We start from the raw sequence: 22,376 nt of genomic DNA, 5'->3' as shown, positions 1-22,376 counted from the left end.
CGGTTTTTTTTGTATTTTTATGCTAGAAACTTTGAATTTATTATTTTTGTATTTGAAATAACATAAATGAAGAAATATTTAAAGCTGCTCCGTGTGGAGCAATGGGTGAAAAACCTTTTTGTATTTGTCCCTCTGTTCTTTTCAGGTAATATTACCAATATAGATCTGCTCCTCAAAAGCATTTTTGCATTTGTTATATTTTCGCTTGCTGCCAGTGTGGTGTATATCCTGAATGATTATAATGATATTGAAGCAGACAAAAAACATCCTGAAAAAAGGAGAAGACCTTTGGCGAGTGGAGCTATTTCAAAATCAAAAGCCATAGGAATTCTTATCGGTCTTATTGTTGCAGATATTGCTCTTGTATTCTTTACCAAACTTTATTTCCATGAGCTACTCTGGAAATTTGCAATCATCATAGGGTTTTATGTGGTAATGAATCTTGCCTATACTTTTAGGCTTAAACATGTTCCTATCATTGATATTTTTATTATTGCCATAGGATTTGTATTGCGTGTACTGGCTGGAGGTTATATTACCGGAATCAGTATTTCGCAATGGGCGATTCTGTTAACGTTTGTGTTGGCATTAGTACTGGCTATCGGGAAAAGAAGAGGAGAGCTTATCAATGCTCAGGTTTCAGGAAAAACAAGAAAAGCTCTGGATGGATATAACGTTCAGTTTGCAGATATTGCCTTATCCATTTCTATTACGTTAGCTATCATTTGTTATCTGATGTTTACACTGTCTCCAGAAGTTCAGGAAAGATTTCATGAACGGGTTTTCTATACGGTGATTTTCGTTGTGTTCGCATTGTTAAGATATCTTCAGCAGACATTGGTTTATAACAGGACAGAATCTCCTACAAAAATTGTTTACAGAGACCGTTATATACAGGTTACTCTGTTGCTTTGGGTAGTTGCATTTTTAATTCAAATTTATTTTAAGAAATGAAGCCTAATTTCATACAGAAAGTTACAAACTGGGGAAACTTTCCCATAGTAGAGAAGGAAATGAGATCCGAGGACAGTTTCAGAAAAATAAAAGAATTTGTACTCAATCACAACGAAGTTATTGCAAGAGGGAATGGAAGATGTTACGGAGATGCTTCGCTGGGAGAATCTATATTTTCAACAAAAAAATTAAATAAGTTCATCAATTTTGACCGTTTGAACGGGATCATAGAATGTGAATCCGGAGTACTGCTTTCCGATGTACTGGAAATAGCTGTTCCGCAAGGATATTTTCTGTATGTAACCCCTGGGACAAAATTTGTATCAGTAGGAGGTGCTATTGCTTCCGATGTTCATGGAAAAAATCATCATGCTGAAGGATGTTTTTCAGAATATGTGATTGAATTTAAGCTAATGACTGAGAACGGGGAAATTATTACCTGTTCCAGAGAAGAAAATTCAGAAAAGTTTTGGGCTACCATTGGAGGAATGGGACTTACCGGTATCATTCTTACAGCGAAATTTAAACTTAAAAATATAGAATCTGCATACATTCGTCAGGAAAGTATAAAAGCAGACAATCTGGATGAAATATTTAAACTGTTTGAAGAAAGTGAAAACTGGACCTATACGGTGGCCTGGATTGATTGTCTTCAGAAAGGGAAAAATATTGGTAGAAGTATTTTGATGAGAGGAGAGCACGCTTTTCAGCATGAACTTCCACAGAGCTTTTCAAAAACACCCCTACGGTTGAAGAAAAAATTACAGCCTACAGTTCCTTTTTATTTTCCGGGATTTGTACTGAATGCCCTCACTGTTAAAATATTCAACTGGCTCTACTATAAAAAACAGTCTAAAAAAGAAGTGAAAAACTTTATCGACTATGAGACGTTTTTCTATCCTTTGGATGCCATCACAGATTGGAATAAGATCTACGGGAAATCCGGTTTTATACAGTACCAGATGGTGATTCCTAAAGAAACCGGAAAAGAAGGAATGAAAAGAATTCTTGAAACGATAGCCAATAGCGGGAACGGATCATTCTTAGCGGTTTTAAAACTTTTTGGAAAGAACAATCCTCAGGCCTACAACTCATTCCCTGTGGAAGGGTATACACTGGCTCTGGATTTTAAAGTCAATTCAAAACTGAAAAAACTGGTAGATCAGCTTGATGCTATTGTTCAGGAGTTTGGAGGAAGAATTTATCTTACCAAAGACAGCATGAGCAGATCATCATTGACCAGCTACCTGAAAAATATTCAAAATCCTAAATTTGTGTCTTTACAGCACAAAAGAATCATAAATAATAACTCATAATGATAGTTCTGGGAAGTACATCTGAAGTGGCACAGGCTTTTGTGGAAAAAGCACTTCAGGAAGGAGAAAAGTTTGAAAAAATCTATCTTTTTACCTCAAATAAAGAAACTACAGAGCGTTTTGCTAGACATATTGATGTAAAGTTTCTGCAGCAGGCGGAAGTCATTGAACTGGATCTGACGAAAGAAATTGATTACAATAGATTTGATAATATCAATTCAAATGTATTATTTTGTGCCGTAGGATATTTAGGTGATGGAACAGAAGAAGGATTGTATGATAATCGAAATACAGAACGTATCATCGACATCAATTATTCGAAACTGGTTCCTGTGATGAATTATTTTGCCCATAAGTTTGAAAACAGAAGATCCGGAACGATCATCGGGCTTTCATCCGTGGCAGGAGACAGAGGAAGACAGAGTAATTTTATCTATGGAAGCGCAAAAGCAGCTTTTACAGCGTATCTGAGTGGTTTAAGAAACTATCTTTTTGATAAAAAAGTACATGTTCTTACCATAAAACCAGGGTTTATGGCCACTAAGATGACAGAAGGACTTCCTTTGAATCCGAAGTTGACAGCAACTCCCAAACAGGCCGCTGCCTGTATTTATAAAGCCTTCAAAAAGGAGAATAACGTGGCATATGTTTTGCCGGTTTGGAGTGTTATTATGATGATTATCAGGAATATTCCTGAGTTTATATTCAAAAAATTAAAGCTTTAAAAAAATGAAAAAATTGTATTGTTTTGATTTTGACGGAACCTTGACGTATAAAGATACCATGTTTATGTATCTTAAATTTTACGATTCTACAAAATACCGTATACAATTTTTAAGACATGTACCTCTGTTTATTCTGCTGAAACTGAAACTGGCCGAAACGGAAAAAGTAAAAAAAAGCTTTATCGGTTCCATTTTAAGAGGACAGACTCAGCAAAAAATCGAACAGAAATCTAAACAGTTTTTTGAGCAGCATTATCCTAAAATAGTGAGGGAAAATGCGTTAGACTTTATAAAAAATATCGATAGGAATAATACACAAAGTTTATTGGTAACTGCGTCATTAGATATTTGGGTAAAACCTTTCGCCGATGAACTGAAAATGGAGCTTGTTTCTACGCGGGCAGAGTTTAAGAACGGGGTTTTCACAGGAAATTTTGTAGGAAAAAACTGCAACGGGAAAGAAAAACTGGTAAGAATTAAAGCAGAAATCAACGATTCTAAATACGATAAAATTATTGCATTTGGGGATACTTCAGGAGATCGGCCAATGTTGAAATGGGCAAATGAGGGACATTACCAATTTTTTCATTAATTTTGGGAGATAAAATTGTAAAAAATGAAAAGCCTGTTAATAGCATGTGCAGTAATTTTTATGAGCTGTGCAAGTACTTCAACTCAGAAATCTTCTGCTGTACAGGAAAATACGGAACTTCTTGTCTCTGAATCTCAGGGAGGAGCTGAGGCGCCCGGCTTTAAAATCATTAAAGACGAAACAGATTTCCGTACTATTATTAAAGGAAGTTTTGGAATTGCAGACCTGGGAAATGAATCGTATATCAAATACCCGCAGTTTCCGAAAAACAAAAAAGTCGTTTTATACAATTTGGGAACCTTCAGATCAGGGAGCCATAAAATTGAAGAGATCAAAAGCATATCTGTGAAAAACCAGATTCTGTATGTAGAAGTTCCGGCCGGAGAACCCTCAGGCGGAATGGAAATTCAGGTGATCTCCAGCCCTTGGTTTATTTTTACTGTTCCTGCAGATTACAAGTTTACCTCCGTAGAATTAAAATATTCAAAATAATAATGGATAAAGTATATTTAGATAATGCCGCAACCACTCCGCTTGCAGAAGAAGTTATAGATGCAATGGTTGGCACTATGAAAATGAATTTCGGAAACCCGTCTTCAACACACAGTTTTGGTCAGGAAGCAAAAATCCTTATTGAAAATGTAAGAAGACAGGTTGCAGACTATCTTCATGTAAGTCCTGCTGAAATCATTTTCACTTCCTGTGGTACCGAATCAAACAACATGATCATCAAATCCTCGGTAGAACATCTGGGAGTAGAAAGAATCATCAGCTCTCCTCTGGAACATAAATGCGTTTCTGAAAGTATTCTGGATATGAAAAGCAGAAAAGGAGTAGAAGTGAACTACATCCGTCCCAATGAAAAAGGAGATATTGATCTTGCTAAATTAGAAGAGCTTTTAAAAGCTTCAGATAAAAAAACACTGGTAAGCTTAATGCATGCCAATAACGAAATCGGAAATATCATCAACCTTAAACAGGTTGCCCAACTGTGCAAAGAACATCATGCGCTTTTCCACTCAGATACTGTACAGACCATGGCTCATATGAACCTTGACTTTTCAGATATCCCCGTAGATTTTGCATCCTGCAGTGCCCACAAATTTCACGGACCAAAAGGAGCTGGGTTTGCATTTATCAGAAAAGCAACAGGTTTAAAAGGAATTATTACCGGAGGACCTCAGGAAAGAAGCCTTAGAGCCGGAACTGAAAATGTTTGCGGTATTGTAGGGTTAGGTAAGGCATTAGAGCTTTCCCTAAATCATATGGAGGATTATACCCACCATATGCAGGATATCAAAGATTATGCAATTGAAAGACTTTCTGCAGAAATAAATGGGATTAAATTCAACGGAAGAAGTGCTGAAAAGGAAAACAGCCTTTATACCGTTTTAAGTGCTTTATTGCCTTATAAAAATCCATTAATAGGGCTTCAACTGGACATGAAAGGAATTGCAATCTCTCAGGGAAGTGCATGCTCATCAGGAGCATCAAAACCTTCAATGGTAATGATGATGGTGCTTTCTGAGGACGAAATGGATCACTGTACACCATTACGTATCTCTTTCAGCCATATGACGACCAAAGCGGAGATTGATACATTAGTCAATGCCTTGAAAGAAATTTCAAGCGATTACACTATAGAAAAAACTAATGTTGAGCATAGATAGTCTTATGCTCTAAAAATCGTAATTTTGAACATCCAATAAAGGATTAAAAGAAAAATAATATTAATTAAAATAAAAGAGACAAAAAATGGCTTTAGAAATTACAGACAGCTCATTTCAGGATACGGTTTTAAAATCAGATAAACCGGTATTAGTAGACTTCTGGGCAGTATGGTGTGGACCTTGCAGAACTTTAGGACCAATCATCGAAGAAGTAGCATCAGATTTTGAAGGTAAAGCAGTAGTTGGGAAAGTAGATGTAGACAACAACCAAGAGATTTCTATGCAGTATGGTATTAGAAATATTCCTACAGTTCTTATTTTTAAGAATGGAGAAGTAGTTGATAAATTAGTAGGTGTAGCTCCAAAAGAGGTAATCGCTGAAAAATTAAGCGCTCACTTATAAAAAAAATAAGTTTGATAATGAACGCCTTCCAGCATTGGGAGGCATTTTTTTTAAAATAATTTGCAGATAACAAAAAAAGTTGTAATTTTGCAACCACGAAAAAGAAACGACGTTCTTTAAAATAATGATCCGGTAGTTCAGCTGGTTAGAATGCCGCCCTGTCACGGCGGAGGTCGCGGGTTCGAGTCCCGTCCGGATCGCAGAGTTTTCTCAATTTCTTTTAAAAAAATTGATCCGGTAGTTCAGCTGGTTAGAATGCCGCCCTGTCACGGCGGAGGTCGCGGGTTCGAGTCCCGTCCGGATCGCAGAAGTTTTCTCAATTTCTTTTAAAAAAAATTGATCCGGTAGTTCAGCTGGTTAGAATGCCGCCCTGTCACGGCGGAGGTCGCGGGTTCGAGTCCCGTCCGGATCGCAGAAGTTTTCTCAATTTCTTTTAAAAAAATTGATCCGGTAGTTCAGCTGGTTAGAATGCCGCCCTGTCACGGCGGAGGTCGCGGGTTCGAGTCCCGTCCGGATCGCAACTGCGATATTAAAGTAGTCAGAATACTGTAAAATAGATCTATTTTACAGTATTTTTTTTGTGTTATATGTTTGAGGAGAATGAGTATGAAAAGCCTTTCTCGTAAGCTGTGCAATGGTTTTACTTTTTTAACTTTATTCTCAAAATATTCCTGATACGGAAGATTATATTTTGAATAAAAATTAACATATAATATTAAAATTAATAATAATAATTATTATCTTCGTTTGATAATAAAAACCACCAGGTGTTGAATTAATGAAAATGGTGTTTTAGGTTTATTTGTATATGGGGGATGTATTTAAAATCAGGGAGTTAAGGTATATGCCCAGGTGGTCGGTTTTTCTTATTGATATTTCTGTCATTTTTTTTTCTGTTTTAGTTTCATATTTGCTTTTAAATAGTCTAAAAGTAAAATTTAATTTTGCAGAATATCAAAATGAAAAAATATTTTCCGTAGTTGTTGTGAATGTTTTGTGTATACTTCTATTCAAAACGTATGCGGGAATTATAAGGCACTCTACTTTTTTTGATTTTTTTAAAATTTTATGGTCTTCGGGTAGTGCTCTTATTGCTATGTTAGGACTTAATTTTATGTCAGAATTGATATTGGGTAAGCCTGTGTATTTGTATCCTGTTCTTTTTCTATTTTTCTTTATCTCTATTTTTCTGATGTTCTTTTTCAGAATGGCAACCAAACAGATTTTTGGTATTTTGCTTCCTAAGGAGGTTGCACACAAAGAAAGAATTGTTATTGTAGGGGTGGAAGATACTTCTATTTCATTAGCAAAGGCTATTATTCATAATCCCGATCATCCTTACCGTCTGGCAGGATTTCTTAGCACAAGATCGGATTCTCAAAAGGCAATGTTGCTTGGTCATAAAATTTATAATAAAAAACAATTTTTCAAAAGTGATACGCTGAAAGGTCAATTTGATGCGGTTTTAATCAAGGATGTTATGACAAAGTCTGAGATGGAAGAATGGACCAGTCTTGCATTGGATAATGGGTTGAAGGTGTTAAAAGCATCTGTAGTCAATATCACAAAAGAAGATGATATTGTAAGAAATATCCGCCCGCTTCAGATAGAAGATTTACTTGATCGCCCGGTCATTAAAATAGAAAATGATGAGGTAAAGAGTTACCATGTTCATAAAAATATTTTAGTAACCGGAGGAGCCGGATCTATAGGAAGTGAAATTGTAAGGCAGGTTGCCCAGTTAAATTCCTCACTTATTGTTGTTGTAGATCAGGCCGAATCTCCTTTATATGAGTTACAGCTTGAGTTGTTGGAAAGATTCCCTAATCAAAGGTTCAAATTTGTATTGGCGGATATTTCGAACTATTCCAGAATGGAAAAATTGTTTGATGATAATCAGTTTTCAATAGTTTATCATGCCGCAGCATACAAACATGTCCCTTTAATAGAAGATAATCCTCATGAAGCTATTTTCGTAAACATTGGCGGGACTCAAAATGTAGCCCTTTTATCAAAAAAATACAATGTTAATCGTTTTGTGATGGTCTCTACAGATAAAGCTGTAAACCCTACGAACGTGATGGGAGCTTCTAAAAGGACTGCTGAACTCTTTGTGCAGTCTCTGCAAAATTCTTCGCAGAACACAACAAAATTTATTACAACCCGTTTTGGAAATGTACTAGGTTCCAATGGTTCCGTAATACCCCATTTCAAAAAACAAATTGAAAAAGGAGGTCCGGTGACGATTACTCATCCTGATATCATTCGTTATTTCATGACTATTCCTGAAGCTTGCGAATTGGTACTGCAGGCAGGAACAATGGGGCAGGGAGGAGAAATTTATGTTTTTGATATGGGGAAACCGGTTAAAATTCTGGATTTGGCGGAAAGAATGATAAAATTATCAGGATATACTCCGGGTATTGATATCAAAATAGACTTTATAGGTTTAAGACCTGGTGAAAAGCTGTATGAGGAACTATTAACAGATCATTCTACCACTATTCCTACCCATCATGAGAAGATTATGATCTCAAGAGATCCGCTTATGGAGTTTGAAGAGATAGAAATTTTGTGTAAACAAATTATTCTGTCAGCAATGAATAAAGATAGTTTGCAGATTGTGAGAATATTAAAAACCATTGTGCCGGAATTTATAAGCAATAATTCCGAATTTGAAATTCTTGATAAGATATCTGAATATGAAGTATCTTGATGAAATTAAAGAATAAAATAAACAAAAAACTAATATAAAATAATAATTTTGCTATTTTATTTCCAAACGGAATGAAAATTGCTAGAGAAAGAATTAATTTAAATATACAGATTAATATACGCTTTACACCAGTAAAATTACTCGTAAAATAGTGAAATATATGGTTAGCTTCTTACAATAAGTATCTTAAATTAATTTAGATAGATTTAAAATAATAACACAAGTAGACTTAGAATAATAACATATGAATAAAAAGATTATTACATATATAACACTGTTATCGGTTATATTGTTATCATGCAGACCGAAGCAGAATATGGTTTATATGTCGAAACATAACATGGAAGAGGAGGTTGCGAAAGCAAAATTTCAGGGCTTGCATATTCAGGAAGGAGATGTGCTTCTCATTCTTGTTTCCGCACTTGATGAAGTTGCTGTAAAACCTTTCAATCTTAATACAACAAATAAAGTAGGAAGCAATTCTAATACCGGAGTAAATCAATATGTCCAGCCAAGTGAGTATTTGGTAAATGAAGAAGGAAATATTTATTTTCCTGTAATAGGAAATGTATATACTAAAGGAATGACGCAGGTACAGCTTAAACAGGACCTGGAAACTAGGTTGAAAAGATACCTGACAGACCCTTTGGTTACAATTACCCTGAAAAATTTTAATGTAAGCATCTTAGGGGAAGTAAAGAATCCTGGACAGAAAGAAAGTATTTCCCAAAAGATCAATATTTTCCAGGCTCTTGGTCTTGCGGGGGATATGACAGATTTTGGAGACCGTACCAATGTAAAATTGATCCGTTCCGGAGATGATGGGACAGATCAGATTGTCAATGTTGATCTTACGAGATCAGATATTGTAAATTCACCGTACTATTATATGAGGCAGAACGACATATTGTATGTACAGCCGGACAAAAACAAACAGGTTCAGGCCAACTCTAATCCGAACAGAGCCCTTACATTCCAGATTATTGGTGCTTTACTGACAGCTGGTACACTTATTATTGCTTTAACTCGTAGATAAAATATGCAGCAGATAGAATTTCAGGAAAGTGAAGAGTCTTTAGATCTGAGAAAGATCATTGGAAAGTATTTAGGCAAATGGCCTTGGTTTATAGCATCTGTATTATTATTTGTTATCGTTGCCTTTGTATATCTTCGGTATGCTGTACCTCAGTATCAGTCTACCACAACTCTAAAATTTGATAAAAAACAATCGGATCTAAGTGGTGCTTTGATTGATCTTGACAATCTTGGGCTTGGCTTGGGAAATGCAGACGAGCTTAAAAGTGAGGTTGCTGTAGTAAGTTCCAGACCTATTTTGATGAAGGTTGTTGAAAACCTTAATCTCAATGTACAATATTATAACTCTGGTGAAATAAGGGATTCTGAATTATTTATAAAAGTACCTATCGAAGCCAAAATTATATCTTATAAAACTGATATCAAGAAATTTGTTTCATCCGAATATCTTGTGAAAGAAGTCAATGGAAATGATTTCGTTTTAGAGGGTATAGATCAGAAAAAAATAAAAGGTAGTTTCAATAAAAATCTGGCTCTTGATTTCGGAACTGTAGTTCTCCAAAAAGTTCCGGGACTTACTTTTAAGGATAAATATAAAATTGTGTTCTGGAATCCTCAAGAGAAGGTAAAATCTTTGGAAAAAAAGGTTCAGGTTGATATTCCGGATCAGAAAGCGATGCTTATGGACATTAGCATCATAGGAACTGTTCCTGAAAAATCAGAAGCTATTCTTAATGAAGTAACCAAACAGTATAACCTGGATGGGCTAAGAGATAAAAACTTACAAGCTCAAAATACTCAGGAGTTTATTGATAAACGATTAGAAGTTATTTCACGAGATCTTTCTGGCGTTGAAAATCAGAAAGAAGACTTCCAGAACCGTAACCGAATTGTAGACTTGCAGGCGCAGGCGCAGTTGGCGCTTCAAAATACGACCGATAACACAAAACAACTTCTTCAGCAGCAAACGCAGCTGGATCTCCTTAACTCTCTTCAATCTGAAGCTTCCAAGGGTTCTAATCAGCTTATGCCTTCTAATTTAGGATTAAACCCTTCTCTGGAACAGGCAATTTCACAATATAACACTCTTGTTATTAGCAGAAATAAAACTCTGAAGCAGGCTACCAATGAAAACCCTGCTGTGATAGAAATGAATAAGGAAATTTCATCATTGAAAGAAATTGTAAGAGATAATATAAGTCAGCAAAAGGCTACAATTCAGGCATCTATTGCACAGATAAACAGTCAGATTTCTGCCAGTAACGGAATGATTGAAAAAGTTCCCGGACAGTCGAAAGTTTACAGAGGTATCGAACGTCAGCAGAATCTTAAAGAACAGCTTTTCCTTTTCCTTTTACAGAAAAGAGAAGAGAACGCAATCAATCTTTCTGTTAATGTTCCGAAAGCTAAAATTGTAAATCCTGCTTATACAATTGATGCACCTGTCTCTCCAAAGAAGATTATAATTCTGTTGGCTGCACTTATATTAGGATTGCTTGCACCTGCAGGAATATTTTATCTTTTCTTTATGTGGGATGATAAAATTTACAATCGTGCCGATATTGCAGAAATTTCATCACTTGGGGTACTCGTAGATATTCCTTCGCTGAAAGACGATCAGAATCACCTTGTACAGAGAAACGATTTCTCAGAATTAGCAGAATCATTCAGAATATTGGTTTCCAATCTTAAATTTGTACTTCCTAAGAAAGATTCGGCGAAAGTCATATTGGTAACTTCTTCAGTGAAAGGAGAAGGAAAAACACTGGTTTCAGTGAATCTTGCTCTGACATTGGGAAGCAAAAACGGAAGATCGTTACTAATTGGTTCGGATGTTAGAAATCCACAGATACAGAGATATGATGATGAGCGTATTAAGAATACTGGTCTTACGGAATATTTATATGATGAAACGATAAATGTGGAAGATCTTATCCATACTTCCGATACCAATCCTGAATGTGATGTCATTTATGCAGGATCTATTCCTCCAAATCCTCAGGAACTTCTTTCTAACGGTCGTTATCAGAAGCTTATCAGTGAGATGTCATCCCGTTACGAATATATTGTAATTGATTCCGCTCCGCTGATGTTGGTTTCAGATACATTGAGTATTTCTGATACAGCTGATGCTTCTATATATGTTGTAAGATCAGGAGTATCAAGAAGAATATTAATAGAATTTGCAAATAAACTTGTAAAAGAATCAAAAATAAAGAATGTCTCTTTCGTAATTAATGATGTTGCTAAAAATGTAGGAGGATATGGCTACGGTTACAACTATGGCTATGGTTACGGATATACTGTGGATAAAAAGAAAAATTGGTGGCAGAAACTTTTTAATAAATAATCAATTATCTTCAAAAATAGACATAAAAATAAAGTAAGAACATCACATATAATATGAATATACAGAATAAAATTGGGGTAATCGGACTGGGGTATGTAGGATTACCTCTGGCCCGTTTATTTGCAACAAAATACGCGGTAGTTGGTTTTGATATTAATCAGACCAGAATTGTAGAACTTAACAGTGGAAAAGACTCTACTTTGGAGGTGGAAGATGAAGTACTGCAGCCGGTTTTAGTAAAAGAGAATCCATTTTCAGGTTTATCAAAAGGATTGCTTTGCTCATGTGATCTGGAAGACATTAAAGAAGCAAACATCTATATCGTAACTGTTCCTACACCGGTAGACAAACATAACCGTCCGGATCTCACGCCTTTATATAAAGCATCTGAAACAGTAGGGAAGGTATTGAAAAAAGGAGATATTGTTATTTATGAATCTACTGTTTATCCTGGCGTTACAGAAGAAGAATGTATCCCTGTGCTGGAAAAAGTTTCGGGATTGAAATTTAACGAAGATTTTTTTGCAGGATACTCTCCTGAAAGAATCAATCCGGGAGATAAAGAACGTACCGTAGAGAAGATTTTAAAGGTAACTTCAGGTTCTACACCGGAAATTGGTAAAAAAGTAGACGAATTATATAAATCTGTAATTGCAGCAGGTACACATTTGGCACCGACTATCAAAGTTGCTGAAGCATCAAAAGTGATCGAAAATTCACAGCGTGATATTAATATTGCTTTTGTGAATGAGCTTGCAAAGATATTTAATCTCTTGAATATTGATACACATGCAGTTTTAGAAGCCGCAGGAACCAAGTGGAATTTCCTGAAATTCAAGCCCGGATTGGTAGGAGGGCACTGCATTGGGGTAGATCCTTTCTACCTTGCTCAGAAAGCACAGGATGTAGGATACTATTCTGAGCTGATCCTTACAGCAAGAAGACTGAATGATTCTATGGGGCAGTTTGTTGCTTCCGAGGTGGTAAAAACAATGATCAAGAAAAGAATCAATATTACAGATGCCAAAGTGCTGAATCTTGGAATCACCTTTAAGGAAAACTGTCCGGATGTAAGAAATACGAAAGCAGCAGATGTTATTAATGCACTGGAAGACTATTCTATCAATGTGACAACGTATGATCCGTGGGCGAACCCGGAAGAAGTAATGCATGAATATGGCATTACATCTACAAATTCTATGGAAGATGTTAAAGAGAAGTTTGATGCAGTTGTTCTCACAGTTTCTCATGATGAATTCCTGAATATTGATCTTTCCAGTTATTTAAAAGAAGGTGGGGTGGTATATGATGTTAAAGGAATTTTAGAGAAATACGATAATCGTTTATAAAAAAGAAATTAGAAAATGAAAATAGCAGTAGTAGGAACAGGATATGTAGGTTTGTCTAATGCCGTCTTATTGGCCCAGCATAATGAAGTTGTAGCTTTAGATATTGTTCAGGAAAGAGTAGAATTGCTTAATTCTAAAAAATCTCCTATTGAGGATGAAGAGATCAGTACATTTTTAAGTACAAAACCGCTTAATTTTAAAGCTACTTTAGATAAAAAGGAAGCTTATGATAAAGCTGAATATATTATTGTTGCCACGCCCACAGATTATGATCCTACAACAAATTACTTCGACACAAGCAGTGTAGAAAATGTAATAAATGAAATTGCAGAATATAATTCCGAAGCTGTAATTATCATTAAATCTACAGTTCCGGTGGGTTATACTGCAGATTTAAAAAACAGACTAAATACAAATAATGTGGTGTTTTCTCCTGAATTTTTAAGAGAAGGCAAAGCCCTGTATGATAATTTATATCCTTCCCGAATTATTGTGGGGGAACAGAGTGAGCGCGCAAAAATTTTTGCAGAATTACTGAAAGGAGGTGCCATAAAAAAGGATATTCCAGTTTTATTTACAAATCCTACAGAAGCAGAGGCAATTAAATTGTTTTCAAATACCTACTTAGCATTGCGTGTGGCTTATTTTAACGAATTAGACAGCTATGCACAGATCCATGAACTGGATACCCGTCAGATTGTAGAAGGTGTTGGTCTGGATCCAAGAATTGGTTCGCATTATAATAATCCGTCTTTTGGCTACGGAGGATATTGTCTTCCTAAAGATACCAAACAGCTTTTGGCAAATTATAACGCTGTTCCTAATAATATTATTCAGGCCATTGTAGATGCAAACAGAACCCGTAAAGACTTTATAGCAGATTCCGTACTTGCCAAAAAACCAAAAAAAGTAGGCGTTTTCCGTCTGATCATGAAATCAGGTTCAGACAACTTCAGAGCATCTGCTATACAAGGTGTAATGAAAAGGATTAAAGCTAAAGGAGTTGAAGTTGAAGTGTTTGAACCGGCTCTTAAGGAAGAATATTTTTTCGGTTCCAAAGTGGTAAAAGATTTAGTGAAATTTAAGGAAGAGTGTGACGTAATTATATCTAACCGTAACACTACTGAACTATCTGATGTCCAAAGTAAAGTATATACTAGAGATTTATTTGGAAATAACTAATGGAAAAAATATTAATAACAGGTTGTGCTGGATTTATTGGTTTTCATTTATGTGAAAAACTTTTAAATCTTGGCTATGTCGTTGTAGGTCTGGATAATATCAATGATTATTATGATATAAACCTGAAATATGATCGTTTAAAAGAATTAGGTATACATAGATCAGAAGCCGAAAAGGAAAATAATTTAGTTGAATCCTTTACATTTTCAAAATTTAGTTTTATACGTTTGAATTTAGAGGATAGAGAAAATTTGCCCAATCTTTTTAAAGTACAAAATTTTGACTATGTAATTAATTTGGCTGCTCAGGCAGGTGTTAGATACAGCTTAGAAAATCCGATGGCTTATGTTGACAGTAATTTGGTAGGTTTTGTAAACGTATTAGAATGCTGCCGACACAACAAAATTAAACATCTGGTATATGCATCAAGTTCATCTGTATATGGTGAAAACGATAAAATTCCGTTTGGTGAAAATGACCAAGTAGATCAGCCGGTAAGTTTGTATGCTGCAACCAAAAAAGCAAATGAATTAATGGCACATACTTATAGCCATTTATATAAACTTCCAACCTCTGGTTTGCGATTTTTTACAGTATATGGACCTTGGGGAAGACCAGATATGGCACCCATGCTGTTTGCTGATGCTATGACTAATCATAGAGAAATAAAGGTTTTCAATAATGGAGAAATGAGCAGAGATTTTACCTATATCGATGATATTGTAGAGGGAATTATCGTTACTCTCAACCATCCTTCTGATAAAGGTAATTTTTATCAATTATTCAATATTGGAAACGGATCTCCTGTATCATTATTATATTTTATTGAGTGCATGGAAAATTCTTTAGGATTAAAAGCAAATAAAAAAATGATGCCAATGCAGGCGGGAGACGTTGTAAGAACCTGGGCAGACACTACTGAGTTGAATGAATTAGGATATAAGTGTATTGTACCTATAGAAACAGGCGTTTCAAAATTTGTTGAATGGTTTAGTGATTATACAAATGAATAAGCTAATCAGCATAATTAAAAACAACGAAAAATTGGTAAAGAATTTTTCTTATTTATCAATTATCAAAATTGTAACATTGTTTTTACCGCTCTTTACTTATCCTTATTTATTGAAAACATTAGGTCAAAGTAACTATGGATTATTAATATATTCTCAGGCGGTTGTTGGATATTTTGTTATTTTCGTAAATTTCGGATTCAGTATTACAACAACTAGAGAAATTTCCCAAAATAGAGATAACTTATCAAGAATATCAGAGATAATATCAGCTACTTACTTTGCTAAAGTTTTATTTTTTGTTATTTCGCTTTTAATCTTGTATTTGTTGAGTATATATATAAATGATATTCATCAACACTTTTCTTTATTTTTATACACTTTATTATGGCTGGGATTATTTGAAGTTTTTTTTCCAATATATTATTTTCAGGGAGTTGAAAAAATGAAATATATAACGATGATTACTCTTGTCAGCAGGGTGATTTTCTTTATTTGTATTTTTATTTTTATCAAATCGAAAAATGACTATGTACTTTTTCCTATCATAAATTTAGCAGGTTCCCTCGTAGGAATTATTTGTTCACTTTATATTCTTTATAAAGATGGAATAAGATTAATAAAGCCCTCATTTAGAGAGACTATTTATCATATAAAAAGTTCCTATATAATGGGATTGGCACTTGGCTCTAATTCTTTGAAATCAAATTTAAATCTTATTTTAATTAAGAATGTTCTTAGCTTTAATGAGGTTGCTGTATTTGATTTAATTTCAAAGTTGTTGAATATAGCAAATACTGTAATAGATTTAATTAGTCAAACGGTTTTTCCAAAGCTAGCGAAGGAAAAAAATAAAAAATTCTTTTTAAAGCTTTTAAAATTCGTTACAGTAATATCTATAGCCATGACTCTTTTATATATAGCTTTTGGAAATATGGCTATTGATCTTCTTTCAAATAATCAAATAAAGAATGCATATCCTGTTTTGATTTTAATGAGTGTGATGGTTCCTATATATTCCATCGGAACAATGTTGGGAAGAAATTGTTTGAATGTATATGGATATGACAGACATGTACTTTATAGTATGATCATATCAAGTTTCATATATATTCTGGTTTACTTATTACTTAAAACTATTCTAAAAGTAGACTTCAACATATATGTGTTTGTTGGTGTTTATTTATTATCATTTTTTGTTGATACTTTATATAGATATATTATCTGTAAAAAAGAAAAACTAATTTAATATGAAGAAGTTATATAGAAATTTGATAAAACTGTACCAATATGTGTACAACTTATTTTACAGTATATTTTGCCTTAATAATGTAAGAATTTTTGTTAATAATCACATTACAGTAGGCCTTAAGTATATAAAAAAACAAAAAACAAACTTTCCTCACCCAATAGGAATTGTGATAGGGCAGAAAGTGGTTTTAGGAAATAATTGTACAATATATCAAAATGTTACCATTGGATCTAAAGATACGGCAAACTATAAGACCAGTAAATATCCAACCTTAGGTGATAATGTAACGATATATCCTAATAGTATAATAATAGGTAATGTGACAATTGGAAACAATGCCATCATCGGTGCGGGTTCGTTAGTTCTTACTGATGTAGAAGAGAATTCTATAGTAGCAGGAGTACCTGCAAAAAAGATTGAAAAAAATAATATGGTTAGTGCAAGTGTAATAATGTCTGTCTATAATGAAAAGATTGATTGGGTTAAGGAATCAATCGAATCCATTATTCATCAGACTTTTAAAGACTTTGAATTTTTAATAGTATTAGATAAACCGGATAATATTGAATTAAAAGAATATATACATTCAATTTGTGAAAGTGATAACAGAGTTATTTTCATTATTAATGAATCCAATATAGGTTTAACAAAGTCACTAAATAAAGCGATCAGCATGTCTACCGGTCAGTATATTATCAGAATGGATGCTGATGATATTTCTGTTAAAGATAGGTTTGAAAAGCAAATAGCCTTTATGAACTCAAATAAAGACATTTTAGCTTCAGGCGGTAGCATAGAAAAATTTGGTAATACAAGTGAACTTCTGAAAATAGAGACTGATTCGACAAAAATTTTGGAAAAATTCGTTATTCCCAGTCCACTCTATCCTCCATTGCCACATCCTACTGCTATCATTAGGAGAGAAGTTTTTTTTGAAATGGGAGTTCGCTATAATGAGGACTTTTTAGTGACTCAGGATTATGAGTTGTGGAATACTATTATTAAGATAGGAAAGATTGGTAATCTTGAAGATATATTATTAAAATATAGAATAACAGATAATCAAATTACTAGTAATAAAAAGCAATTACAGAGAACAAATAAAAGTAAAATAATAAAAAATCATATTGAGTTTTTTATTAATAAAAATACTAAAGGAAATTATAAAATTCCCTCTAAAATAACAATTAACGAAATCAAAGAATTAAAAGTTTTTCAAGATAGAAGTGAATTATTATTTAGAAATCAACTTACAAATTTTATAATTTGTTATTATCTATCATTAGATAATTATAGTGTTTCCAGTCTGTTTTATTTTATAACACACGATTTTTTTAATAATAGAATACCTAATTCTCTTAAGAAAACTATACTCTTAAATCATATTAGGAAAAATCCAAAAATTATTCAGTAAAATAAATGAAGTATAAAATATTCTTATATATATTATTATTTTGCTATATATATCCTATATATATGAAATTTTTCCCTATCCCAACCGATAGAATTATTCAGGTATTGGGGTTAGGGTTTATTTTCGTGGATATTCCATACAGAAAATTAGTTTTTAAGATTAAAAATCTCAGCTCATTTTATTTTGCTTCATTATTAATTTTAGTTGTAATACTAATTGTTCAGAACTGGAACTATAGTTCACTTGATCTTTACTATTTTAAAGATCATTTTGATATCTTTTTGTATTTTTTTCCAGCCTATCTTATCATTTATATTTTATATAAAATTAATAAGGATAAAATTGTTAGTAATTTATTAGATTCCATTGTTATCCTTGCAGCATTACAGGCTATTATTTCTTTGGTTTTCTTTTTCGTACCATCTATATTTGACGCCTATACTTCTTTGTTATCTCAAAATGCAAGTCAGGGTTTAACAAGTAGATTAGGACAGGTTGAAAAAAGATTAATAGGTGTTGGAAGTGCTTTTTTTACGGGTGTAATAAAATATGCTGTTGCTTTTTTCATAGCTATTATTCTTCCCTATTTAAAAACTGATTTATATAAAAGAAAAACAATTTATATAATATCCTTTGTGTTAATCATAATTGCCGGATTGATGACGGGAAGAACATTTTTCGTTGCTATTTGCTTGGGATTAGTTTTATACCTTTTGATTGATCCCCGAAATACCCTTAGACTTATATATAAGGTTATCCCATCAATTCTTGTAATAACAATGGTAATATATTCAATAATGATTTCAATAGGAAATCAAGAGCGTATTGACAGGGTTTTTAATTTTGTTTTTGAATTATTTATTAATTATCAAAAAAGTGGAGAGCTTACAAGTTCTTCAACTGAAGGTTCTATAAGTATGTATAAATTTCCAAAGACATTAAAAACATGGGTCATTGGAGATGGAAGAATGCAAAACCCAAATGGTTCATATTATATGGGATCAGATATAGGGTATGTTCGAATGATTTTCTATTTTGGGATAATCTCCACTGTACTCTATATGATGTATCAGGCATACTTATGTTATTTACTGTCAAAAAAAAGCCCTTCGTGGATCTTCAAAGCATTTTGTTTAATCGTATTATCCTGGATAATTATTTTAAACTTTAAAGGGTTAGCGAATTTGAACCTCTATTTGTTATTGTTTTTTATCGCGTTAGGTGTTAATAATGTTGTTGCTAAACAAAATAGCATGATCAAAAATAAAAATATAAAATGATAATTGATTTTTTAGATAGGGTTTATTCTTCATTAAGATCTAAAGAAAATAAGATCGAGTCATTATTCAGGTTTATTATTAGAAAGCTAAGCAATCTGATATTACCACTATACCTTAATCTTACAAAAAAAGATTCAAGGTTGCCATTAGGTGATAAGGAAAATATTATCGTATCACTCACAACATTTCCAGGAAGAATATCCAAATTATGGATGGTTATAGAATGTATGTTACGACAAACTTTGCTTCCCAATAAAATTGTATTGTATTTAGCAAGAGATCAATTTCCTAATGAGTTAAAAGATATACCGGATAATTTGCTGGGGTACTATAAAAAGAAGCAATTAGAAATAAAATTTGTAGAGGAAGATCTCAGGTCTCATAAAAAATATTATTATGCCTTTAAGGAATATAAAAACGATGTTATCATAACAATAGATGATGATATTTTTTATCCATCCAATATCATTAAAGATTTAATGGATTTGCATGAAAAATTTCCTGATACAATTTGTTGCCACAGAGCGCATAAAATCGTGAGAAATGATGATGATACTATAAGCAAATATTCTAAATGGAAAAAAGTCTTTGGAAATTTTGGACCAACATTTGATCTATTTCACACAAGTGGGGGAGGAACTTTGTATAAGACTGATTTTTTTAGTGAAGAAGTTGTAAACAAAGATGCTTTTGTCAGCTTATGTTTTATGGCAGACGATGTCTGGCTGAATATTATGGCTCAGTTGAATAAGACAAAGACCGTGAAATCCAGTTATTTTTCAAACTTAATTCCCATTGAAAATAAAAATTCACTCTTTAAATTAAGCCAGGAAAACGTGGCAGATGGAGGTAATGATAAGCAGTTACAGAATCTGATTCAAAATTATAATATTAATAATTATGAAATATTTAAGTGATTTTATAAAGCTTAGTGCAGTATTATTATTTAGCTTTTCTTTTGCTCAGCAAAACAGAGTAAGCAGATATAATGCAGATATGCAGGCATCCAAAAGTTTTGGTGTGCAGAAAATGGAACTGTCATCGGTGAGTAAAAATACTTACGATTTCATGGCATTAGGATATTTTATCAATGCAAATAACAATATGTATCTTAAGACAAAAGATAAAAAATACATTGATACTAATATTTCTGTCATAAAACCCATTCTTATTGATACCAATTCAAATACGTCATACCAAAAAAATGGTTGGGTGATGAATGCAGGAAAAGGCAATCAGAATGCAAAAGAGAACGGAAAGGAACATTTAATTTCAGAAGGCTATTTTTTCAGATACATCGGTGAGTTTTTGGATATATTAACCAAGAATAAACTGTATACAAATTATCAGCCGGCGATAGAAAGTGGTTTAAAATACTCCTTCGATAAATGGAAAGACAGAAGCTTCAGCCAATATGGAGATTATTCATTATTATTTCATCAGAGACTTCACACAGGAGCAAATTGGGCTGTTGTTGCGTTATATCTGATGAAGTATGATCAATCCAATAAAAATTCATATGCCACATTTGTAAATCAGTTTGATCAGCAGCTTAAAAAAGCATTGGTTTTAAATAAAGGCACAGGTAGCGTTTTGTATTATACGTGGAACAGTACCTATCCGGATACTTTTTGTAAGGCGTTACAGAAAATTAAAAATTATAAACCGGTTGTACAGGATGTATCGCATGGAAATCATGTCGTATTATATTTAATAAAAGCAAAAGAATTGGGAAATGCCAATTGGGCTGACTTTAATTTCAGTTATCTATGCAATACCTTGAAGCTTAAGATTCTTAAAGGAGATAGTATTGCCGATAATGTAGATGGCACTACAGATCCAAGTGTACAGAATACAGGATGGAAAATATCCGATGGCTGGATGAAACTTATCTATTTTGATGCAAGTTTATATCCATTAATCGAAAAAAATCTTACCAATTACAGTAATAAAATTAGCAATTCTTCTTTAGAGCTGCAGTTTAATTCAATTTATCCATAATGATACTTCACATTACAAACGATTACTCAGGATCTACAGTTTATAAGAATTTAGTGAGGGAACTGGATAATAACGGGGTAGAGCAGATTGTATATAATCCATTTCGGGAAGTTTCCAGAATAGGGAAAAATAAAATAGATTTTAAAAATACCCGCTCTCAGATTATCTACAGCCATATTTTATCAAAATATGCAGATCGGGTTTTGTATAAGAAAAAAATAAAAAAAATAGTACAAGACATTGAAGCAAAAATAGACCTCAAGACCGTCAGATTTATTCATGCTCACACATGGTACAGCGATGGTGGAGTAGCCTATGAGCTTCATAAAAAATATAATATTCCCTACATATTAGCCGTACGTAATACGGATCTTAATGTGTTTTTAAAATATTTTCTGCACGAAAGAGGCTATGGTAAAAAAATACTTCTGAATGCAAATAAGATCATAACCATTTCGGCAGTCTATAAAAAAAGAATGCTGGAAGATCCCCGCCTGTCTCACATCCTGAACGATCTACAGCAAAAAGTAATGGTGATCCCAAATGGGGTAGATCCTTACTGGATAGAATCAAGAGTTGAGAAAAGGAAAACTGTAGAGGATGAAAAAAGCATTCAGTTGCTTTATATAGGGAAATTTAATAAGGGAAAAAATGTCTTCAACCTTATTAATGCTGTTAAGAATCATAATCACAAAATTCAGAATAGGATAAAATTAACACTGATTGGAGGAGGTGGAAATGACGAGAAAAGGATTATGGATTCTATTAAAAACGATCATTCCTTTGAGTTTGTAGGAAAAGTAGACAGTATGCCTGTTTTAAAATCTTATTACGAACGAAGCGACTACTTTACAATGCCTTCCAAAGCAGAAACCTTTGGCTTGGTCTATATAGAAGCGCTTCTGCAGGGTTTACCGGTGATGTACACGCAAAATGAAGGGATCGACGGTTTTTATGATGATACGATCGGGGAAAAAGTGGAAGACACTTCTGTTTCTGCAATCGAACGAGGACTTGAACGTTTAATCCAAAAACGAGATCATTATAGTTTTGATATTGAACAATTGTTAGAAAATCATGACTGGAAGAAAATAGCTGAAGTATACCAACAATTATATACATAAAAA

General features: G+C 33.4%; 19 protein-coding genes and 4 tRNA genes. All 23 read left to right on the top strand.

All coding sequences use genetic code 11. The annotated features are described in order from the left end of the window. Positions 1-66: 66 nt before the first annotated feature. Positions 67-954, top strand: a complete 888-nt coding sequence (locus tag JOE44_RS11275) for a decaprenyl-phosphate phosphoribosyltransferase (RefSeq protein WP_209785658.1) — start codon at positions 67-69, stop codon at positions 952-954. Next, entirely contained in the window at positions 951-2,270 is a 1,320-nt protein-coding gene (locus tag JOE44_RS11270; RefSeq protein ID WP_105683827.1) for an FAD-binding oxidoreductase, read from the top strand. The genes JOE44_RS11275 and JOE44_RS11270 overlap by 4 nt, the downstream gene beginning before the upstream one ends. Continuing rightward, the gene (locus tag JOE44_RS11265) at positions 2,270-2,995 is read left to right on the top strand and encodes an SDR family NAD(P)-dependent oxidoreductase (RefSeq protein WP_209785657.1); all 726 of its coding nucleotides are present in this window, start codon (positions 2,270-2,272) and stop codon (positions 2,993-2,995) included. Before JOE44_RS11270 ends, JOE44_RS11265 begins: the two co-directional genes overlap by 1 nt. A gap of 4 nt (positions 2,996-2,999) precedes the next feature. Then, a complete protein-coding gene (locus JOE44_RS11260; RefSeq protein WP_209785656.1) occupies positions 3,000-3,587 on the top strand; it encodes an HAD family hydrolase in 588 nt (195 codons plus the stop codon). Between the two features lie 24 nt (positions 3,588-3,611). Beyond that, entirely contained in the window at positions 3,612-4,079 is a 468-nt protein-coding gene (locus JOE44_RS11255; protein ID WP_209785655.1) for a hypothetical protein, read from the top strand. 2 nt (positions 4,080-4,081) lie between these two features. Further along, the gene (locus JOE44_RS11250) at positions 4,082-5,257 is read left to right on the top strand and encodes a cysteine desulfurase family protein (RefSeq protein WP_209785654.1); all 1,176 of its coding nucleotides are present in this window, start codon (positions 4,082-4,084) and stop codon (positions 5,255-5,257) included. A gap of 85 nt (positions 5,258-5,342) precedes the next feature. After that, positions 5,343-5,660 (top strand): thioredoxin, encoded by a 318-nt coding sequence (gene trxA / locus JOE44_RS11245; protein WP_027374941.1) that lies wholly within the window; start codon positions 5,343-5,345, stop codon positions 5,658-5,660. A 126-nt stretch (positions 5,661-5,786) separates the two neighbouring features. Then, a tRNA-Asp gene (locus tag JOE44_RS11240) sits at positions 5,787-5,860 on the top strand. Positions 5,861-5,891: 31 nt separating this feature from the next. Beyond that, positions 5,892-5,965, top strand: a tRNA-Asp gene (locus JOE44_RS11235). 33 nt (positions 5,966-5,998) lie between these two features. Continuing rightward, a tRNA-Asp gene (locus tag JOE44_RS11230) sits at positions 5,999-6,072 on the top strand. A gap of 32 nt (positions 6,073-6,104) precedes the next feature. Beyond that, a tRNA-Asp gene (locus JOE44_RS11225) sits at positions 6,105-6,178 on the top strand. A gap of 290 nt (positions 6,179-6,468) precedes the next feature. Beyond that, positions 6,469-8,376, top strand: a complete 1,908-nt coding sequence (locus JOE44_RS11220; protein WP_209785653.1) for a nucleoside-diphosphate sugar epimerase/dehydratase — start codon at positions 6,469-6,471, stop codon at positions 8,374-8,376. 325 nt (positions 8,377-8,701) lie between these two features. Continuing rightward, the gene (locus JOE44_RS11215) at positions 8,702-9,412 is read left to right on the top strand and encodes a polysaccharide biosynthesis/export family protein (protein ID WP_245169762.1); all 711 of its coding nucleotides are present in this window, start codon (positions 8,702-8,704) and stop codon (positions 9,410-9,412) included. Between the two features lie 3 nt (positions 9,413-9,415). Beyond that, a complete protein-coding gene (locus JOE44_RS11210) occupies positions 9,416-11,761 on the top strand; it encodes a polysaccharide biosynthesis tyrosine autokinase (RefSeq protein WP_209785651.1) in 2,346 nt (781 codons plus the stop codon). A 53-nt stretch (positions 11,762-11,814) separates the two neighbouring features. Further along, positions 11,815-13,110, top strand: coding sequence for a nucleotide sugar dehydrogenase (locus JOE44_RS11205; RefSeq protein WP_209785650.1), 1,296 nt, complete (start codon positions 11,815-11,817; stop codon positions 13,108-13,110). Positions 13,111-13,125: 15 nt separating this feature from the next. Next, the gene (locus JOE44_RS11200; protein WP_209785649.1) at positions 13,126-14,292 is read left to right on the top strand and encodes a nucleotide sugar dehydrogenase; all 1,167 of its coding nucleotides are present in this window, start codon (positions 13,126-13,128) and stop codon (positions 14,290-14,292) included. Beyond that, on the top strand, positions 14,292-15,305 hold the full coding sequence (locus tag JOE44_RS11195) for an NAD-dependent epimerase (RefSeq protein ID WP_209785648.1): 1,014 nt from the start codon (positions 14,292-14,294) through the stop codon (positions 15,303-15,305). Before JOE44_RS11200 ends, JOE44_RS11195 begins: the two co-directional genes overlap by 1 nt. Then, positions 15,298-16,551: an oligosaccharide flippase family protein gene (locus tag JOE44_RS11190; protein WP_105683838.1), complete on the top strand. Its 1,254-nt coding sequence runs from the start codon at positions 15,298-15,300 to the stop codon at positions 16,549-16,551. Before JOE44_RS11195 ends, JOE44_RS11190 begins: the two co-directional genes overlap by 8 nt. 1 nt (position 16,552) lies before the next feature. Beyond that, positions 16,553-17,968, top strand: coding sequence for a glycosyltransferase (locus JOE44_RS11185; protein ID WP_209785647.1), 1,416 nt, complete (start codon positions 16,553-16,555; stop codon positions 17,966-17,968). Between the two features lie 62 nt (positions 17,969-18,030). After that, on the top strand, positions 18,031-19,248 hold the full coding sequence (locus JOE44_RS11180; RefSeq protein WP_209785646.1) for a hypothetical protein: 1,218 nt from the start codon (positions 18,031-18,033) through the stop codon (positions 19,246-19,248). Beyond that, positions 19,245-20,165, top strand: a complete 921-nt coding sequence (locus JOE44_RS11175; RefSeq protein ID WP_209785645.1) for a glycosyltransferase — start codon at positions 19,245-19,247, stop codon at positions 20,163-20,165. Before JOE44_RS11180 ends, JOE44_RS11175 begins: the two co-directional genes overlap by 4 nt. Next, entirely contained in the window at positions 20,149-21,249 is a 1,101-nt protein-coding gene (locus JOE44_RS11170; protein ID WP_209785644.1) for a hypothetical protein, read from the top strand. Before JOE44_RS11175 ends, JOE44_RS11170 begins: the two co-directional genes overlap by 17 nt. Then, positions 21,249-22,373 carry a glycosyltransferase gene (locus tag JOE44_RS11165; RefSeq protein ID WP_245169761.1) on the top strand — a complete coding sequence of 375 codons (1,125 nt, stop codon included), beginning with the start codon at positions 21,249-21,251 and terminating at the stop codon, positions 22,371-22,373. The genes JOE44_RS11170 and JOE44_RS11165 overlap by 1 nt, the downstream gene beginning before the upstream one ends. Positions 22,374-22,376: the final 3 nt, after the last annotated feature.

It is taken from the genome of Chryseobacterium sp. PvR013 (assembly GCF_017833095.1).
GTDB lineage: Bacteria > Bacteroidota > Bacteroidia > Flavobacteriales > Weeksellaceae > Chryseobacterium > Chryseobacterium culicis_A.
The sequence above is the reverse complement of the archived record's forward strand: the minus strand, read 5'-3'. Positions and strand labels throughout refer to the sequence as shown.

What these genes read in the sequence shown, in the direction of transcription:
- JOE44_RS11275 (WP_209785658.1), top strand. Translation starts at nt 67, where the DNA reads ATGAAGAAATATTTAAAGCTGCTCCGTGTGGAGCAATGGGTGAAAAAC.
- JOE44_RS11270 (WP_105683827.1), top strand. Translation starts at nt 951, where the DNA reads ATGAAGCCTAATTTCATACAGAAAGTTACAAACTGGGGAAACTTTCCC.
- JOE44_RS11265 (WP_209785657.1), top strand. Translation starts at nt 2,270, where the DNA reads ATGATAGTTCTGGGAAGTACATCTGAAGTGGCACAGGCTTTTGTGGAA.
- JOE44_RS11260 (WP_209785656.1), top strand. Translation starts at nt 3,000, where the DNA reads ATGAAAAAATTGTATTGTTTTGATTTTGACGGAACCTTGACGTATAAA.
- JOE44_RS11255 (WP_209785655.1), top strand. Translation starts at nt 3,612, where the DNA reads ATGAAAAGCCTGTTAATAGCATGTGCAGTAATTTTTATGAGCTGTGCA.
- JOE44_RS11250 (WP_209785654.1), top strand. Translation starts at nt 4,082, where the DNA reads ATGGATAAAGTATATTTAGATAATGCCGCAACCACTCCGCTTGCAGAA.
- trxA (WP_027374941.1), top strand. Translation starts at nt 5,343, where the DNA reads ATGGCTTTAGAAATTACAGACAGCTCATTTCAGGATACGGTTTTAAAA.
- JOE44_RS11220 (WP_209785653.1), top strand. Translation starts at nt 6,469, where the DNA reads ATGGGGGATGTATTTAAAATCAGGGAGTTAAGGTATATGCCCAGGTGG.
- JOE44_RS11215 (WP_245169762.1), top strand. Translation starts at nt 8,702, where the DNA reads ATGTCGAAACATAACATGGAAGAGGAGGTTGCGAAAGCAAAATTTCAG.
- JOE44_RS11210 (WP_209785651.1), top strand. Translation starts at nt 9,416, where the DNA reads ATGCAGCAGATAGAATTTCAGGAAAGTGAAGAGTCTTTAGATCTGAGA.
- JOE44_RS11205 (WP_209785650.1), top strand. Translation starts at nt 11,815, where the DNA reads ATGAATATACAGAATAAAATTGGGGTAATCGGACTGGGGTATGTAGGA.
- JOE44_RS11200 (WP_209785649.1), top strand. Translation starts at nt 13,126, where the DNA reads ATGAAAATAGCAGTAGTAGGAACAGGATATGTAGGTTTGTCTAATGCC.
- JOE44_RS11195 (WP_209785648.1), top strand. Translation starts at nt 14,292, where the DNA reads ATGGAAAAAATATTAATAACAGGTTGTGCTGGATTTATTGGTTTTCAT.
- JOE44_RS11190 (WP_105683838.1), top strand. Translation starts at nt 15,298, where the DNA reads ATGAATAAGCTAATCAGCATAATTAAAAACAACGAAAAATTGGTAAAG.
- JOE44_RS11185 (WP_209785647.1), top strand. Translation starts at nt 16,553, where the DNA reads ATGAAGAAGTTATATAGAAATTTGATAAAACTGTACCAATATGTGTAC.
- JOE44_RS11180 (WP_209785646.1), top strand. Translation starts at nt 18,031, where the DNA reads ATGAAATTTTTCCCTATCCCAACCGATAGAATTATTCAGGTATTGGGG.
- JOE44_RS11175 (WP_209785645.1), top strand. Translation starts at nt 19,245, where the DNA reads ATGATAATTGATTTTTTAGATAGGGTTTATTCTTCATTAAGATCTAAA.
- JOE44_RS11170 (WP_209785644.1), top strand. Translation starts at nt 20,149, where the DNA reads ATGAAATATTTAAGTGATTTTATAAAGCTTAGTGCAGTATTATTATTT.
- JOE44_RS11165 (WP_245169761.1), top strand. Translation starts at nt 21,249, where the DNA reads ATGATACTTCACATTACAAACGATTACTCAGGATCTACAGTTTATAAG.